This window comes from Chryseobacterium sp. 1B4 (genome assembly GCF_036631475.1).
GTDB lineage: Bacteria > Bacteroidota > Bacteroidia > Flavobacteriales > Weeksellaceae > Chryseobacterium.
Window position 1 is genome coordinate 488362 of record NZ_JAPNUF010000007.1, and the last position, 18163, is coordinate 506524.

Below are 18163 nucleotides of genomic sequence, written 5' to 3' on the forward strand. Positions count from 1 at the left end.
AGAGATTTCCAGAAATACGGATTGGAAAAAGCACGCAGTTATGAGCTTATTCTGCATTGGCTGAACAACAGGCTCAGCAGAAACCAGTTTCTTGTGCTTTCCGGGATTCTTGTAGGCTGTACTGCCGGCCTTGCAGGGGTGATCCTGAAAACGCTGGTACACAATATTCATTATTTTATTACCAATAAGGTACATTTTGAATATCAGATTTTATTCTATATCGTTTTTCCTTTTTTAGGGATTGTCCTGACTACCATGATTGTTCTGACACTTTTCAAAGGGCAGGACCGTAAAGGGATCGGGGCTATCCTGTATGAGATTGCACAGAATTCCAGTATTGTGGCTTCCGTTAAAATGTATTCCCAGGTGATACAGAGTGCCGTAACTGTAGGATTGGGTGGCTCTGCCGGACTGGAAAGTCCTATTGCTGTGACCGGAGCTGCTATTGGCTCAAATTATGCGCAAACCTACAGGCTAAGTTATAAAGAACGTACTTTGCTGCTGGCCGCCGGTGCTACTGCGGGGATTGCTTCAGCATTCAACGCGCCTATTGCAGGGATTATGTTTGCTTTTGAAATTCTTCTGACCGGAGTGGTTTTTACAGACTTTATCCCTTTGGTGGTAGCAGCAGTCTGCGGAAGTCTTTTGTCAAGAATTTTACTTCAGGAAGATGTGCTTTTCAGGTTTTATACCAGAGATGCTTTCAATTATAAAAATGTACCCTATTATCTTATCTTAGGAATTGTTACAGGTTTATATGCCCGTTATTTTGTGGTTATTTCTCAAAAAGTGGAACATTTCATAAAGGGACTTCAGCTTTCAAGAATGCGCAAAGCGATGTTTGGAGGGGCTGTTCTTTCGCTTTTGTGTGTTCTTTTTCCTCCTTTGTTCGGGGAAGGGTATGAAACCGTGAAAGCCTTTACCAACGGGAATACCTACTCTATTATTGAAAACAGTTTTTTCAGATATTTTGAAATCGGTGACTGGACGATTATCATATTTTTAGTTCTGGTTCTGCTTTTAAAAGCTTTTGCTACTTCTTTTACCATATTCAGTGGTGGAAACGGAGGAAATTTTGCCCCGTCTCTTTTTGCAGGCGGAACTTTAGGGTACTTGTTTGCACTGGTGTGCCAGCATCTGGGATTTACAGATGTTCCTGTGACTAATCTTGTTCTGGTAGGAATGGCGGGAGCGATGAGCGGTGTACTGTATGCCCCGCTTACTGCAATATTTCTGATCGCAGAATCCAGTTTCGGGTATGATTTGTTTATTCCGCTGATGATCGTTTCCGTAATATCTTATCTTATTGCCAAATGGTTCTCCCCGATTTCTCCTGAACTGAAATCTTTGGCAGATCAGGGCAAAATATTCACCAATAAGCATGATAAAAACCTGCTCTTTGCTTTAAGAACGGAGGATTTTATTGATCAATACTCTCAGACCATCAATCAGAACGCTTCTGTTACGGAACTGTTTGAAATGGTTAAAAACGGAGATAAAAATATTTTTGCTGTTGTGGATGATAACAGAAAGCTCAAGGGCGTGCTTACCCTGGACGATATAAGACCTTATCTCTTTAATAAAGAAATTGAAATTTCCCAATCGGTTACCCAGATTATGAAAGCACCGCCGGCAGTCCTTCACCGCGAAAATAAACTACTGGAAATTCTCCAGACTTTTGATGATACCGGTGTATGGAACCTTCCGGTAGTGAGTGGTACCAATGATTTTATCGGTTTTATTTCAAAATCATCGATATTAATGAGCTACAGACAGCTTCTGAAAGAATACTCTGATTAGATATTGACATACAATAGGACAACTGAAGAACTCAATTCCCTTCCGCCGGAGGAGTGGCGAAAATTCAAAGAATTTTTGACGGGGTGGTCAGTATCGTCGAATCACAAAAAATCCGTTCAATTGCTGAACGGATTTCTTTTTAATCTGTAATGAAAGTCGAAAAAATTAGCTGCTTGCGTTATTCAGCAGATCAATATCTTCCTGATCCAAAACAAGGCTCGGCGCATTGAATATTGTTTCCAGCTGTGATGCACTCGTAGCACTTACAATAGGTGCCGTGATCAGTGGATTTGATAAGAGCCATGCCAGAGAAACAGTTCCCTGGGTGGTGTTATGCCTGGCACTTACCTGGTCCAAAGCTTTTAAAACCTTAAGTCCTTTGTCATTTAAATACTTTCTTACGCCTTCACCTCTCGTACTTTTTGCAAGATCTCCCTCATTACGGTATTTACCAGTTAAAAAGCCTGCTGCGAGAGACCAATATGGAAATACACTTAAATCTAGCTGTTCCGCCAGAGGTGCATAATTTTGCTCAAAACCTTCTCTTTCCATCAGGTTATAATGCGGCTGCAATGCAACATATTTAGGAAGGTTATTCTTTTCTGCCGCGTCAAATGATGCTTTCAGACGTTCCGGCGACAGATTGGAAGCTGCAATATAACGTACTTTTCCTGCTTTAATAATCTCATCATAAGCGGACAGTGTTTCTTCTACCGGAGTGGTATCGTCATCAAAATGGGTATAATAGAGATCAATATGATCAGTCTGAAGTCTTTGCAGCGACTCATCTACGGATTTTAAGATATGCTTTCTGCTGATATCGAAGCCATGTTCTTTTGTTTGTGAACCTACTTTTGTTGCCAAAACAATATCGTTACGGTTGTTACGGCTTTTCATCCACTTTCCGATGATTTCTTCAGATTGTCCCCTTTCCCGTTAACCCACCATGAATACGTATCTGCTGTATCTATAAAGTTGAATCCTGCTTCCGTAAAACGGTCCAGTATATCAAATGACTGTTTCTCATCCAGGGTCCATCCAAAAACATTTCCTCCGAAATTAATTGGTGCAATCGTTAAATCAGTGTTTTTGATCTTTCTTTTTTCCATAAAAATAATTTTACTAAATGACTTCTAAGGTAGGGAATATTAAGCCCTGAGAATATTTAAAATAGCCATTTCTGCTATAGTTATTATAAATGAGTATAGTTATTTTTCAACCTGTGGAATCTCAATGGCCATAAGCTGAAGTTTGTATTCCTCCAGCTGAAGACTGATCACAGATAATTTATTTCTGAAATATGAAGAGTTTTTAAAAAGATTATGATAATATTCTATACCTTCGAGTACATTTTTCCTGAAAGTATTCCATTTCCTGGTTTGCGAATGGGTGATCTGTACTGCTGAATCAGTAATTTCCTTTCTCAGATAATCCACATACATTTTCAGTTCGTTAATGAACATATTCGGACGGTGGTTATCGGGAAGAATATTGGTATTTCCATAAATATGTTTCACCATGTCTGAAAGAGACACTTCCTTGTCAAAAAAGGCAATGTTCGGTCCGGGACATATCACAACACCTTGCTTTTCGCCTTTGATTTCAAGGTTTTGTTCCATATAAGCGGCATTCACAAGTCCCACACACAGACAGGCTTTATCGGTGATTGCAGCCTTTCTTTTTTCAAATTCCGCCTCTGTCAGCGTTTCTTTTTCACTATAAAGTTCTTTCAGTTTGATATCCTGATACTTTCTGGAAGCTGTGCAGGTTCCTTCCGGAGAAAACTCTTTACTCAAAGCGAGAAGTTTCTTCGGGCATGAGCTTCCATATTTGCCTTGTGATTCTTTTACATATCTCAGTTTTTCATTGGAGGTTCCTTTTACCGTGTTAAAGGGTACTCCCAATGGCGACATATTACTGAGGTAAAAATCCTGTTCTTTTGATTGTACAAGCAGATTACGGGTTTCGGCATCTACAGAAGTAGCTTCAGGTACCAGTAAAAGGGTGATCCCCACCTACGCTGTCAACATTATAATTGGTTAATAAGAACTCATGTTCTTCGGAAGTTCCTACTCCACCCTGAACGGTAATTTTCATTTCTAAAGGCTCAGACACCACAAATTTTCCTTTTGCTTCAAAGCTGTTATCATTAAGGAATGAGCGGATTGTATAAGATCGTTTTTTCTGCTTGAATTCTTCCATAATCGGTCCGAGAAGCATTCCTTCGGTAGCAAAGGCATGTCCCCCGCAATTCAGTCCGGATTCTATCCTGTATTCCGAAACCCACAATCCTTTTTAGCCAGAAAATTTCCCTGGATCATGGCAGAACGGAAGTCACTCACTTTAAGGATGATTTTCTTTCTGAGCTTTCCGTTTTCATCCGGGAAAAAATCTTCAAATTCTTCCATATAGCTGTACAGACGGGGATTCATTCCTGCAGAAAGCACCACAGATGATGAAAGTTTGCTTTTGGCAAACCCCGAAGGAAGCGTGAGCGTCGTTATACATGACCGGCAGCTGTTGGTTCTGATGATAATTATCCTTATCTACTTTCGTCATGATGTTAACATCAATACTTCCGGGATTTAAATTGGATTCAATGAAACTTTTAATATGGGAACTCCAGTTGTCTTTCTGATGGATAAGGTTTTGAAGGCTGTTTTTGAGGTCTGAAGTATTGGGAAGCATAGCTATGAAGTCTTTCAAAGCCTCTTTATTTCTGCTGATTTCCTGTTTGAAAGATTCAAATTTTTCATTCACGATATCATCCACCATATCCAGATAGGCTGTAATTCTTCTGGCTCTGTAATCTTCTGTTTTTGCAGAGATACCGAAATAGTCAAGATTGAACTTTTTATTGTAAAAGTTCTTCATCTTCTCAAGGATTTCATCATCAATGATGGAGATCACAGAAGATATTCCATACTGCGCAACACGAATCGGGCTGTCTATCGTATAAGCCAGTCCCATTACCGGAATATGGAAATTGTGCAAAGTTTTTTGTCATAAAGTTTTGATAAAATTTCTTTTTATTTTATCTAAAAATCCTTTACAACTATTCACTGCTATAAAAATATTATTTTAAAATGAATTATGCGTTAAATAATACTTTGGATGTGAAAAACATGTCAAATGTCATTTTTAAGTTGTTTGAAATAAAAAAGATCAGTTGGATAACTGATCTTTTCTTCTTGTATGTTTCATAAGAAGCTTGCTTAAACATATAGTACACCTAAGTTTTTGAAAATCTTTGATTTTCGCTTATGAAAATTTTCTGCGTCATTATTAAGTGCACTAAAGTGTTTCAAGATAAAAGCTTTGTGACTTTTGTGGTTTCATTTTAATTATTCCGCTTTGTTTTTAAGCATCATCAGAAGGCTGTAAGCACCTTTCCGTACAATCTTTTTATCCTTTAAGGGATCTGCTTTTAAAATCTCTGTAAACTGATCATCTGAAATTCCGGCTGCTACGGGAATCATTTTATAATTGGATTTTCCAAGGTCTTCAAAAACATAATTTTTGTTTTCAAAAGAAACTACTGCTTCGTTGGGAAGTCCCTGGGTAGAACGGCTGCTGATATTGACTTCGGCATTCACATACATACCTTTTACAAATTCCGTATTTACAGATGATAATCTGGCTACTGCAGTTGCTGAACCTCCGTTTTCGATGCTTGGAACTACACTGACAATTTTAGCACTTGATTTCACATCCGGATTCTGATTGTTGTAAACCAAAATCTCCTGCCCGGCTTTCACATCATTTACATCATTTTCAAAAACCTTTAATTCTAACAATAATCCGGCTGGATTAATCAGCTCAAATAAAGTATCTGACGGGTTGATATATTGTCCGTTATTCACAAGAATTTTGCTCACAAAACCTGTAAACGGAGCATAGATATTAATCTTGCTTCTGATATTTCCCGTACTCAGCCTTTGGCATTGATTCCGATGATTCTGAGCTTTTCCTCAAGACCTTTTAAGGTCGCATTCAGGGTGGAATATTCAGCCTGAGCGGTCTGCATCGTTTTATCACTGCTGGCCTTGCTGGTATTAAGATCTTTCTGCCGGTTATAATTCAATCTTGCCGCTTCGAGCTGGGCTTTTGTCACCAGATAATCCTGCTGAAGCTGTATAAACTGCGGATCCTCTACCACAGCAAGCACCTGTCCTTTGCTGAAATGACTCCCGTTAATCACATTGATAGACTTGATATGCCCTCCCATAATACTGGAAACCAAGCTGATGTGAGATGGTGCAATTTCTGCTTTCCCATTCAGTCTCACGAGCTTTTCCATATTTCTGTCCTGAACTGTGGTGGTTGTCAATCCTACAGACTGGATCTGTTTTTCAGTAAGATGGACTGTATTTTCATTGTTTTTAGCAAATTTTGTGTTTTCATAAACTGTTTTTTCTTCCTCTTTCTTTCCTGAGCATGAAGATAAAGTGAGCGTTAAAGCAAGGCTGTATAGTGATATATTCTTGAAATGCATGACGTTATTATTTTGAAATTAAGAATTGAAGTTCCGCTCCGGTCTGATTGAGCTTTTCCAGCTGGTCAATATAATCTGCTTTGGTTTTACGGCCTGGTTCACGAGGATTACCCAATCCAGGTAATCAATTTCTCCCACTTCCATCTGTTTCTGTGCTGTTTTTAAAATCGTTTCAGATTTTGGAAGCTGTTTTTGTTCATAATTTTCAATGACCTGCTGTTGATTCATATAATTGGCCAGCTGTTGGTTTAACCTGTTTTTAAGCTCAATTTCTTTTCTCCTGTACTGGTTTTCAGAGATGGCAATTTTTGTCTGTGCTGCTTTTGCCAAGCTCTTTGCCCTTTTGTAAATAGCGGAATTCCCACACCCACCTGAACCGAATTGAAGCGGTTATTATTGATATTTTTCATGCTCTGATTGGTATATCCTACAAGAAGATCCGGAAGCAGTCTGCTTTTTTCCAGCTGTACTTCTGCTTCTCCTACTTTGATCTGTTGCTGCAGATATTGTAACTCCGGATGCTGCCTTACCATTTCTTCAGAGATCTGAAGACCCATATTTATCGTTGGTTTATCAGCTATAGGCTGGTAAGGCGTTTCGGATTGAAGTAACAACTGAAGCTGAAGTTTTGCTATGTTCAGGTCATTTTCAATAGTATTCAGCTGTACTTTTACCTGTTCTTTCTGGATTTCTGCTGTGGATTCTTCCAGGATATTGGCTTCTCCTTTTTTAATCTTAATCCTGCTTTATCAGCAAAATTATTGTACAGCTGGCTGATGTATTCCAGCACTTTTTCTTTTCCTGAAGGACCAATATTCTGTAGAAAACATCTGTCACTTCTTTGGTAAGCTGTGCCTTTGTCAGATTCTGATTGATAATACTGGCAGACCATTCGGCATCCAGCATCTGCTTTCTTTTTGAATATACTGTCGGAAAACTGAATCGCTGAGAAATTCCGAATGAATTATCGGTTTCCTCACCCTGAATCTGTCCAAACCCTCCGGTAACTTCAAGCTGCGGGATATCCAGATAGCTGGCTTTCAGCTTTTCTGATAATCTGATACTAATTTTGAGTTTTTAAGAGTGCCATTTTGCAGGTATGCTTTTTCCAAAGCCTGGTCGTAAGTAATATTTTCCTGAGCCTGATAACTTCCAAAGGTGATCATCAGTAAGAAAACAGACAGTTTTTTATAGTTGGATTTTTTAGAAAATTTCATTTTATTTTTATTAATATGTTCAAAAAGGACGTACAGAATAGGAAGTACAAACAAGGTTAAAAGGGTTGCAAGCATCAAACCACCGATTACTACGGTTGCCAAAGGTCTCTGTACTTCCGCTCCCGCACCATTGCTGATGGCCATAGGAAGGAACCCTAAAGAAGCAACAAAAGCTGTCATCAAGACCGGGCGAAGCCTGATTTTTGTTCCCATCAGTACAATTCTGCTGGTGTTGGTTATTCCGTTCTTTTTCAATCGGTTAAACTCTGATATCAAAACAATTCCATTAAGCACTGCAACTCCGAATAATGCTATAAACCCTACGCCTGCACTGATGCTGAAAGGCATCCCTCTCAATGCCAGAAAATAAACCCCTCCGATGGCAGATAAAGGAATGGCTGTGTAGATCAGTAAGCTGTGTTTTACAGAACCGAAGGCAAAGAATAACAAAAGGAAAATCATTACTAATGAAATAGGAACTGCAACTCCAAGCCTTGCTTTAGCTTCATTCAGGTTTTCAAAGGCACCGCCGTACGAAACAGTATATCCGGGTGACAGTTTAAGGCTTTTGCCTGCTTTTTGCTGAAGTTCTTCCACAATACTCTGAACATCTCTTCCTCTTACATTAAAACCTACAATGATTCTCCTTTTGTATCTTCCCTCTGAATCTGGTTCGGACTGTTTTTAAGTTCTACTTTAGCCAGCTGTGATAAAGGAATCTGTTCTCCCGAAGCGGTAGGTACCAGAAGATTTTGAATGCTTGTAATATCTTTTTTATGTTCATTATCCATCCGGACCACGATATCAAACTTCTTCTCACCTTCATATAAAGCGCCTGCGGTCTGGCCTGCAAAAGCCATGTTGATCACTCTGTTGATATCTGCTACTGAAATATTATAACGGGACAGTTCAGGACGGTTATAATCGATAACAACCTGTGGAGCGCCCACCACAGGCTCAATATAAAGATCCTGGGCACCTTTTACCGTATTGATGATGCTTCCCATCTTTTTTGCATACGAAGCAAGGCTGTCCAGATCCTCTCCATAAATCTTGCACACTACATCCTGTCTTGCTCCTGTCATCAGCTCATTGAAACGCATTTGTACAGGAAACTGGAAGCTGGTTGTCAATCCCGGAATAACGCTTAGTGCCTTACTCATTTTATCAGAAAGCTCCGGAAATGTTTTGGCAGAAGTCCATTCCTTTTTAGGTTTCAGAACAATGATAATATCTCCGGCGTCCATAGGCATGGGCTCTGTGGGAATTTCAGCACTACCGATTTTGGTCACTACTTTTTCTACTTCGGGAAACTGTGTTAAAAGGATGTGCCCGGCCTGTGTAGTTGCTTTTTTGTTTCGTTGATGTTGCTTCCCTGAAGGATTCTCATTTCAACGGCAAAGTCACCTTCTTCAAAGACGGAATAAACTCTCCTCCCATTCGGGAAAGGGTAAACACAGCACCTGTAAAAAGGATCAGCACACTTAGGATTATTGTTTTTCTGTATTTAAGTGCTTTCATCAGGAGCTTCTGGTGGGCTGTTTCCACTTTACCCATGACACGGTCTGAAATGTTTTCTTTTTCTTTCTTTTTTCTGCTTAATACCAAAGAACTCATCATCGGAATATACGTCAGAGAAAGTATAAATGCACCGATCAGCGCAAAAGCAACCGTCTGTGCCATAGGCTTGAACATCTTTCCTTCAATCCCCTGAAGTGTAAAAATCGGAAGATATACAATTAAAATAATGATCTGTCCGAAAACAGCACTGTTAACCATTTTGGTAGCAGAGCCTGAAACCTGGTCATCCATTTCCTTTTTGCTGAGCATATTGTCTTTCCCGAAATGCTTTTTGTGGGCGAGCTGGTGCAGCACTGATTCTACAATAATAACGGCCCCGTCTACAATAAGCCCGAAATCAAGCGCTCCAAGGCTCATCAGGTTCCCTCCCACACCAAAGATGTTCATCATGATAATGGCAAAAGCATAGCCAAGGGAATTACAGAAGCTACCAGTAATCCTGCCCTGAAGTTTCCTAAAAATAAGACAAGGATAAAAACCACGATCAGTGCGCCTTCCATCAGATTTGTTTTTACAGTACTGATTGTATTGTTCACCATTTTGGCACGGTCAAGGAAAGGTTCAATTACGACTCCTTCCGGTAATGATTCCTGAATTTTTTCCAGTCTTTCTTTAATATTTCCGATCACTACATTGGCATTCTCTCCTTTCAGCATCAAAACGATAGCTCCGGATACTTCTCCGGTATCATTATAGGTCATAGCACCATATCTTGTCGCATAACCTATCTTTACGGAGGCTACATCTTTGATATGCACCGGAATGTTTTCCCGGGTTTCCGCTACCTGAATGTTCCCGATATCTTCCGTACTTCCCAGAAGCCCTTCACTTCGGATGAACAAAACAGTTTCCTTCTTTTCAATATAAGCTCCTCCCGTATTCTGATTGTTTTTCTCAAGGGCAGCAAAAACATCATTGATATTGATATTAAATGCCTGTAACTGATTAGGATTAATAGCAATTTCATACTGTTTCAGTTTCCCTCCGAAACTGCTGACATCTGCTACTCCTTTGGTTCCAAGAAGCTGTCTTCTGACTACCCAGTCCTGAATTGTCCTCAGCTCCGTTTCATCATATACATTTTCATAACCTTTTTTGGCTCTTACCACATACTGGAAAATTTCTCCCAATCCTGTTGAAATAGGCCCTAATTCCGGCTTGCCAATTCCTGCCGGGATATTGTCCTGAACAAGCTGCAGGCGCTCCTGTACCTGCTGGCGTGCCCAGTATACATCTGTATTGTCATCAAAAACTACGGTCACTAATGAAAGTCCGAAACGTGAAAAGCTTCTCAGCTCTGTAATTCCGCTGATATTGCTGGTAGCCTGTTCAATAGGAAACGTAACTAGGCGTTCTATATCTGCCGCACCGTAAGAAGGTGCCGTTGTAATGATCTGAACCTGATTATTGGTGATATCCGGCTGAGCATCAATGGGAAGTTTCGTGGTTTCGTAGATCCCAAAAAGCACAAGCCCCACTGTAAACAGAGCAATGATGAGTTTATTCTTTACAGAAAACTCAATAATTTTATTTAACATGAAAAAACTATTAATGGATAACCTGACGGCAAAACCGTTCCTGAGTGAAATCTTCATTTGTTCACAGACAGCGACTGGAAACCTTCCGGCCTCATCAGCATATCGTAAGAAAATAAAGGTAGTACTACATCATAAACAACGTTATCATGCACAACAGGTTAAGTTGATATATAATAATAAATGGAATGCTTTAAGAATAAAGCAATTTCAGTATAGAATCAATTAAGAAAACCGCGGAGGCTGGAAAATCTGAGAAAGGTACTGATGGGAAAAATCTTTTTCCTTGTAAATACTGGTTTTCTTTGAAACCGTAATTTCTTTAGGTTTTTTTATTTCGAATATCAGTTCCGGAAGCTGGGCATGTACAGTCAGTACAATAGGAGGATTGATAAACGGCAGCTTCTGGTCTGTATCCCAGTCAGAATCCTGCTTATGGTTATCATAATGTTCCATGACAAATTCCGAAAGACTTCCCTGGTATTCCATGAAATGTTCAACAAACATAGGTACTTTCAGTACTTCCCCCGCATTGGTGGTAGCCAGCACATACATCATTGAGCATAATATGGAGAACCATTTTAACATTGATGCAAATATAAGGCTTAAATTTTTCCTGAGAAGGCTGTAGTATTAAATTTTTGAGAATTTAATCTAGTTTAAAAATGGTTTAAATAAATAATAGTTATTTCAAATAATGTTAGATTCATCAAACAAAAATTAAAGCCTGGATTTCAGTCTGCTTAGTGTTTCCTGTGAAATATTAAGATAGGATGCCACCATTTTATTAGAAAGCCGACGTACAATAATCGGATTTTCTTCCAGTAGCTGTTTATATTTTTCAAGAGCATCCTGCACCATAAACGACATCAGTCTTTTTGTGTTGGCTATACAGGCAATTTCAATATAAATTCTGTAAAATTTTTCCCACTGGGGAATAATGTCCAGTAAATGATAAAAATCCTGGTGGGTAATGTAATATACCTCCGAATCTTCTACAGCCTGAAGAAGCTCATCAGAAGGTTCTGAAGTAATAAAGGTATGAAGTGCTGTGGCAAACTGATTTTCAAAAGCAAAATATCTTGTAGAATCCTGCCCCTCCTTATTAATATAAAATATCCGTAAACAGCCTTTTACAACAAAGAATGTTTTCTTAGGAGAGTGAACATTGGTAACGAGAAGCTCGTTCTTTTGTAATTTGACAGGTTTGAAATAAGAAAGAATAACTTTCAATTCTTCATCTGTTATTGATATTTTGCTTTTAATATATGAAACTAATACGTCTTCCATTTATTTAAATCAGTCACAGCAAATTTAGCAATAAATATGTTAAAAAACTTACTGCTATTCCGGCTTCTTATGTGCTTTCGGATGATTTCCCTTCCGCTTGCCCTGCTCTCCAGTAGGAACAGGCATACATGGCACGGGCGTCCCGTTTCAGATTTGTTTTAAAATAGATGCGAAGCTCCTGCACCGTTGTATATTCTGCTGCGATATAAACATATTCTTTCAGGACTCCGGGTGGAAACCGAAACGATTTGACTGTTTCTGAAAGCCGGCTTCCGTTCTCAGGGTGAGGATTGTGAAGCCATTCCACCGAGATATCCGCGGCAGAACACAGGATAAGCTCATCTTCCCTGCCTGCAACTTCCAATATGAATTTTGCTGTTACATAAGACGGAAGCTGTTCTGCTATGGCACAAATGACCGGTAATGCTGTAGCATCCCCTGCCAGCAGATAAAAATCAGCATCGGGAACCAAAGGTCTTGTACTTTCTTTCATCCCTATTTCCAATATATCACCCTGCTTGGCTTTCAGTGCCCATGCAGAAGCAGGTCCTTCATCGCCATGAGCAATGAAATCTATAGTTAATTCACGCTTTTCCAGATCAATTTTTCTGTTGGTGTACGTTCTTATAAAAGGAATACTTCCCTTTTCTGCCGGTATAAATATTTTGTTATTTGAACCGGAGCGTACATTAACCAATGATTCAGCCTGTTTATCATCTATTTCAAATACCACACGGATAAGATGAGGAGTAAGATATTGTTTGTTTTTAACAATAAATGCAGAGCGTATTTTCTTTGTCTGCTCTGCCAGAGCAATTATAGAATTTTCCATTTTTATTTTTTATTTATTAGTAAAATCACAATAGACACTATACAGCTGATGCCCCCGAAAAGATACACCGTCTGATAATCAAACCAGCCTGCGATTAATCCTGCAATGGGTCCTGCCAGTCCTAATGAAAGGTCAACGAAAGCCACATACGCACCCAATGCTGTTCCTCTCATCTGAGGATTTACTTTTGGATTGCAAGCACTCCCAGAGCAGGAAAAACCAATGAAAATCCAACACCCGTTAATCCACATCCGATGATGGCCAATATTTTGGATGCAGACGTCCAGATCAGCAGCTGTCCTGCTACTTCGATCATCAGAGAAAGTAAAGCAATCTTAAAACCTCCGTATTTATCAGGAAAAGAAGCAAATAAAATTCTGGTCAGAACATAGCATGCTCCGAAGATCATAAAGGCAAGTGAAGCATCACCCCAGTTTTTCTGTGAGAAAAATAAAGCAATAAAAGAAGCAATACATCCAAAAGCCATCGATGAAAAAGCAAGACTCAATCCCTGTCCGGATATAGCACCAATTACCTTGTAGAAAGGAGTTCTTACGTGCTCTTGATCTACAGGAATAGAAGGAAGTTTTGCGGTGGAAAGCCAGCTTATCACCGGAAGTAAAGCAATAAGAACAAAAGCAGGCAGAATATTATATTCTTTGCTTAGCCAGATGCTGACAGGTGCTCCGACAGCAATTCCCGCATACATAGCGATACCGTTCCAGGTCATTACTTTTCCGGAGCTGGAGTGCCCTACGAGACCTATTCCCCAGGTTAATGCTCCTGTAACCAGAAAACTTTCACCTACACCATGAATAATTCTTGCCAGTAAAAGAAAGGCAAGTGCCAGCATTGGATGAGCCTGAAATAATACAGCCAGTACATAAACTGCTCCGGCAATCACTGCCAGTATCACACCGGACATTTTACTTTTCTTGGCTCCTTTTGTATCTGTGATTTTGCCGGAATAGGCCCGCGTTAAAAGTGTCGACAGGAACTGAAGGCCAATGACAAGTCCCACCATTATACTGTCAAAACCTAAACTGCTCTGGACAAAGCTGGGAAGTACCCCCAAAGCAATTCCTATCGTCAGGTAAACTCCGAATACCGAAATAATAATCGGAGCGGTCGCCTGGTAGAAATTAATAGTCTGCCCTTTTTCTAATGTTGTACTCATAAATTTTGTTTAAAATATTCGGGTGCAAAGGTCTCCGAACAGCTAACACAAAACTTTGATCTAGATCAAAAAAGGTACAGGGGTTTTAATCAAAATCTAAAAAACCATCAGTAAGCTGTTTCCATTGTATTTTGGCAACTCCGAACATTCCGGGAATGGCAATGAAAAGATTTCTTATTACATCAAAGAATTTTGCATTAAAATTAGGCCTTTCATTTCGTCCGTATACTGCAGCTTTCAGATGATCAGGGCTTCTGGATATCATGAAGGTGGAAGTAGCTCCTGAACCGTAAAAATGGGCAATATGGCGGTTTTTTTTATTCTGGGGATTTATGGAAGGTCTGCACGTCATGGATATACTTTCAGAAAAGCTGTCCTGATAGAAACAAATATCTGTAACTTCCACCCAGTCATATCCCCTGGCTTCAGGTTCTCCCGGCCCCGGAATGTCAATCCGGATAAAATCACCTTTCTGAGGTTCCCGGTTGACCGCATTACCATCGGAATCGTACAATTTAAATGCTGCAAATGCTTTCCCGCTGTAACTTTCCCATTGATTCACTGAGAAAAATCTTTCTTTTAACAGGGTGAATTTCAGCGGAATCAAATCCTGCTTAAATGCCTTTCTGCTTTCCGTATCATGGAAACCTCCGGACTTTTGTGCAGGAACGCCTTTGAATATCTTTGGACTCATATGATAAGGTTTTTAAGCAATTTAATCCAAAAACCATTCTGAATTTTATGAGCAGGGTCACAAAAAAGGTAAACACATGTTTGATTATGGACTTAAATAATCCATTTTCCAGTGATCATTCTTTTTTATAATTCCTTATTTTGGATAGAAAACAGGCACACAATTCATATAACAGCGAATTATATTTTACAGGCTGTGTATTTATATTGCCAATTCATAAATCCTAAAGAAAATAAAAAACAATTAGGAAATAATTACTTTTATTTAAAATAAATAATTTTTAAAAAAAATGCGCTTACGATGTTTTGCATAATATGATTTTTGTTTATATTTGTGAATCGAAATAATTTTTTTCATCATTTGTGTTTTTTTAAGGTCTCCATTCGTGGAGACCTTTTTATTTTCAATTATATCATAATCGAATATTGGCTATTGAAATGGAAAAATAATTGAAATGTGAAATATTTCTTTTTTTAATATAGCTAATTGCTTTTATATAAAGGAATATATGAAGTTTTGCGATGTTAATAATTCCCTTTTTTGTTGAATATTATGCGCTTATTGAATGGTCTTAATGAAATCTGTGGGCCTGAACTGCATCACAGCCTGAAAACTTCTGGTGAATGCCTGAACACTCTTATACCCTACTTCATAAGCTGTTTCTGAAATCGTAAGAGTGCCAGAGCTTAAAAATTCCAGGCTTTTAATAATGCGAAGCATCTGCTGGTATTTGCTTAAAGTAAGTCCTGTTTCTTTTTGAAAATTCGTTCCAGTGTACGGAAAGAAAGAAGAGCTGTGTCACTGAGATCTTCCAGCCTGATCTCATTCCGGTAATGGCTGTGAAGATGTTCTATGACTCTGGTAAGGCGTTTGTCTTTCGGAAGACTGATGTGAAGGGTCAGCGAATGCTCTACAAACCGTGGTAGTTCATTGAACAGCGCTTTCAGAAAAAGGTTTTCATTATGATCTGAATTCATCAGCTTTGACCATTTTTCGGAATATTTGATCATTTCTTTTAAAACCGGAGGGACGGAAAATACATTGATCTCCTGATAAAAAGGATTATCCGTACTGATATTGATATCTGCAAACATGATCATCAGCTTGATTTTTTCAGAATGTGAATTCGTTTTGTGAACGGCATTAGGGGGAATCCATACAGCGTGATTCTGCGGAAGAAGATAAATTTTTTCTTCAATAGTGATATACTGGAAGCCGCTTTCCACATAGACCAGCTGCCCTTTCTGATGGTGGTGAAATACATCATCGTGAACCCAGTTTTCTTCAAACCAGACGAAATAAGGTTTCTTCAGTTCATCTATTTTTATGCTGTCGTTCGCGCTCATGTCGTTTTAGGTTAAAATTTTGGCAAAATTAAACAAAATTACTACGCTAATTTTGCGCAAAAGTTTTAATTATGATGAAGAATGAAGTAAAAAAGAATACTTCGTATGTTTTATTAATCATTAATGTTCTGGTCGTTATATTGATTTCCGGCAATCTCCGTTCCCCGATTGTTGCAGTTGCGCCTGTGTTGGGAGAAGTGAGAGATGCCTTGAATCTGGACAATTTTCAGGTGAGTTTACTGACTTCTATCCCACTGTTTATGTTTGCGGCCTGTTCTGTCCTGGTGAGCAGATTTTCCAATAAGTTAGGAATCAGTAAACTGCTGATGTATTCACTGGTAATTTTAAGCTTTGGTTTATTTTTAAGAATCAGCGGATCCCTTTGGCTTTTATTTTTAGGTTCTATCTTCATTGGTTTGGGAATAAGCATTGGAAATGTAGTTACTCCCGGATATGTTAAAAACAATTTTCCGAAACAGATTGGTCTCATGACAGGGATTTTTGCTGTATCCATGAACCTTACAGCGGCTCTGGCTTCAGGGTTTAGCGTGAAAATCGGAGAATGGACAGGATTCGGATGGAAAGGCTCTCTGGGAATATGGCTGGCGATTGCAGCACTGGGTTTTCTTGTTTTATCATTGGAATCCGTATTCAATAAAAGAAACTCTGATCAACCCAAAACGGCGCTCAGCACTTCAGATTTTAATATGTTCAGATCTGCTCAGGCATGGAATATCAGTGTTTTTATGGGGCTGCAGTCTTTATTTTATTATTGTCTGGTGGCATGGCTGCCTTCATTTCTTGCTGATTTTCATATGCAGGGAGAAAATTCCGGCTGGGTATTTTTTGTGATTCAGGTTACGATGATTCCCGTGACGTTCTGTTGTCCTATTATTGCCAGTAAAATGAAAGATCAGAGAGCTATGATCCTTTTTATCTGCACGCTGATGTTCGGAAGTACCATGATGTTTGTCTTTCTGAAGTCTCAATGGATTTACGTAAATGCTGTACTCATAGGGATTTCCAATGGATTGTCTTTCAGCTTATCCATTCTGTTCTTTTCCACGAGAACGAAAAGCAGCATGAATGCGGTTAAAATATCAGGTATGGCACAGTCGGTAGGGTATCTGATTGCCGCTTTTGGTCCTCCATTATTTGGTAAGCTGCATGACTGGGATATTTCCTGGAACAGCTCATTTTATTTATTGAGTTTGGCAGTATTGTTAATGCTCTATTTTGGAATGAAGGCTGCGAGAAATAAATATGTAGAAGATGAAGACATAAGGTAAAGAGACTGTCTCAAAAGCCAAATTATTTGACTTTTGAGACAGTCTCTTTTTTTGTTTTTTCAAACAGGTTTACTAATTAAAATTTTAATTCAGCTTCTTCACCGTTATCAAGTACAAGACATCTCTTCTCTAGGCCGTTTTCATTGATTTTCTCCTTAATAAATTTTCTGTCTTCCGTACAATGGCTTACGGCTTCAAGGTGAGTTACCCAAACAGTAGACTCCGGAGCATATTCACAGACTTTCAGTATGTCTTCACTGGTCATAATAATGGGATCCCCTATGGAAAAAGTAGCGGCTCCCCCTGCTACAATGATGTGTTGTGGCTGATGCTGAGCAATTTCCTGAGCAATTTCATCATACCAGATGGTATCTCCTGCGATGTATACTGATTTATTGTCTGTTTTAAATACAAAACCATTCACGATTCCCATTTTTTCTCCGATTTCTCCGGTTCCATGCTGTCCTTTGGTGGTTGATATCTCAATATTTCTGAATTGAACCGGATCATTATTGACAGCAATAATGTTTGTGAAACCCTGGCCTGCAATCTGTTCCGAAATGATAGCCGGGCAGATGACCGGAATATTTTTATCAAGAAGTTCAATAGCAGCAGCGTCCCAATGATCAGGGTGAAGGTGGGTTACAGCAACCGCATCTACGCTTTTTAATTTTTCATTTAATTCTTCTTTATTAAAAGGCAGGTCTACGAGAGGATTGAGTAATTCGCTGTCTGTCATTGGCATTTTCCCTCTGGAACCTTTCTCTCCCAGCATGGGATCTACCAGAATAGAAATTCCATCAATATTCAGTAGTAATGTTGCATTGCGCCACAATTGTAATTTCATTTTGGGTATTTTTGTTGAACAAAGGTATTACTTGACCATGGTAAAACAATCGAAGGTTAC

At 39.1% G+C, this 18163-nt stretch carries 15 protein-coding genes and 2 pseudogenes; 2 read left to right on the forward strand and 15 right to left on the reverse strand.

Annotation, left to right across the window (positions count from 1 at the left end):
• The first annotated feature begins 21 nt into the window (after positions 1-21).
• Positions 22-1800 (forward strand): chloride channel protein, encoded by a 1779-nt coding sequence (locus OWR28_RS11770; RefSeq protein ID WP_332386757.1) that lies wholly within the window; start codon positions 22-24, stop codon positions 1798-1800.
• Positions 1801-1965: 165 nt separating this feature from the next.
• On the opposite strand, the gene OWR28_RS11775 is transcribed toward OWR28_RS11770, so the two are convergent.
• The 14 genes and pseudogenes from OWR28_RS11775 to OWR28_RS11855 form a co-directional block, all read right to left on the reverse strand.
• Positions 1966-2697: an aldo/keto reductase gene (locus OWR28_RS11775; protein WP_332386758.1), complete on the reverse strand. Its 732-nt coding sequence runs from the start codon at positions 2695-2697 to the stop codon at positions 1966-1968.
• Positions 2694-2909 (reverse strand): aldo/keto reductase, encoded by a 216-nt coding sequence (locus tag OWR28_RS11780; RefSeq protein WP_332386759.1) that lies wholly within the window; start codon positions 2907-2909, stop codon positions 2694-2696. The genes OWR28_RS11775 and OWR28_RS11780 overlap by 4 nt, the downstream gene beginning before the upstream one ends.
• Before the next feature lie 99 nt (positions 2910-3008).
• Positions 3009-4770 (reverse strand): annotated as a pseudogene (locus tag OWR28_RS26970) (hypothetical protein).
• A 374-nt stretch (positions 4771-5144) separates the two neighbouring features.
• Positions 5145-5678 (reverse strand): efflux RND transporter periplasmic adaptor subunit, encoded by a 534-nt coding sequence (locus tag OWR28_RS11805; RefSeq protein WP_494168451.1) that lies wholly within the window; start codon positions 5676-5678, stop codon positions 5145-5147.
• A gap of 53 nt (positions 5679-5731) precedes the next feature.
• Positions 5732-6295 (reverse strand): hypothetical protein, encoded by a 564-nt coding sequence (locus OWR28_RS11810; RefSeq protein ID WP_332386764.1) that lies wholly within the window; start codon positions 6293-6295, stop codon positions 5732-5734.
• Between the two features lie 7 nt (positions 6296-6302).
• Positions 6303-10631: pseudogene (locus tag OWR28_RS11815) on the reverse strand (CusA/CzcA family heavy metal efflux RND transporter).
• Between the two features lie 222 nt (positions 10632-10853).
• Positions 10854-11216, reverse strand: coding sequence for a hypothetical protein (locus OWR28_RS11820; protein WP_332386765.1), 363 nt, complete (start codon positions 11214-11216; stop codon positions 10854-10856).
• 132 nt (positions 11217-11348) lie between these two features.
• Positions 11349-11918: a Crp/Fnr family transcriptional regulator gene (locus OWR28_RS11825; protein ID WP_332386766.1), complete on the reverse strand. Its 570-nt coding sequence runs from the start codon at positions 11916-11918 to the stop codon at positions 11349-11351.
• Between the two features lie 67 nt (positions 11919-11985).
• Positions 11986-12750: a siderophore-interacting protein gene (locus OWR28_RS11830; protein WP_332386767.1), complete on the reverse strand. Its 765-nt coding sequence runs from the start codon at positions 12748-12750 to the stop codon at positions 11986-11988.
• Between the two features lie 2 nt (positions 12751-12752).
• A complete protein-coding gene (locus OWR28_RS11835) occupies positions 12753-12923 on the reverse strand; it encodes a hypothetical protein (RefSeq protein WP_332386768.1) in 171 nt (56 codons plus the stop codon).
• Between the two features lie 8 nt (positions 12924-12931).
• Positions 12932-13927, reverse strand: a complete 996-nt coding sequence (locus tag OWR28_RS11840) for an MFS transporter (protein ID WP_332386769.1) — start codon at positions 13925-13927, stop codon at positions 12932-12934.
• Positions 13928-14012: 85 nt separating this feature from the next.
• On the reverse strand, positions 14013-14621 hold the full coding sequence (locus OWR28_RS11845) for a hypothetical protein (RefSeq protein ID WP_332386770.1): 609 nt from the start codon (positions 14619-14621) through the stop codon (positions 14013-14015).
• Positions 14622-15179: 558 nt separating this feature from the next.
• A complete protein-coding gene (locus OWR28_RS11850; RefSeq protein WP_332386771.1) occupies positions 15180-15341 on the reverse strand; it encodes a hypothetical protein in 162 nt (53 codons plus the stop codon).
• Between the two features lie 14 nt (positions 15342-15355).
• Positions 15356-15967 (reverse strand): AraC family ligand binding domain-containing protein, encoded by a 612-nt coding sequence (locus tag OWR28_RS11855; RefSeq protein WP_332386773.1) that lies wholly within the window; start codon positions 15965-15967, stop codon positions 15356-15358.
• A 71-nt stretch (positions 15968-16038) separates the two neighbouring features.
• On the opposite strand from OWR28_RS11855, the gene OWR28_RS11860 reads away from it, so the two are divergent.
• Positions 16039-17256 (forward strand): MFS transporter, encoded by a 1218-nt coding sequence (locus OWR28_RS11860; RefSeq protein ID WP_332386774.1) that lies wholly within the window; start codon positions 16039-16041, stop codon positions 17254-17256.
• A 76-nt stretch (positions 17257-17332) separates the two neighbouring features.
• Here OWR28_RS11860 and OWR28_RS11865 read toward each other — a convergent pair whose 3' ends face one another.
• Entirely contained in the window at positions 17333-18103 is a 771-nt protein-coding gene (locus OWR28_RS11865) for an MBL fold metallo-hydrolase (RefSeq protein WP_332386775.1), read from the reverse strand.
• Positions 18104-18163: the final 60 nt, after the last annotated feature.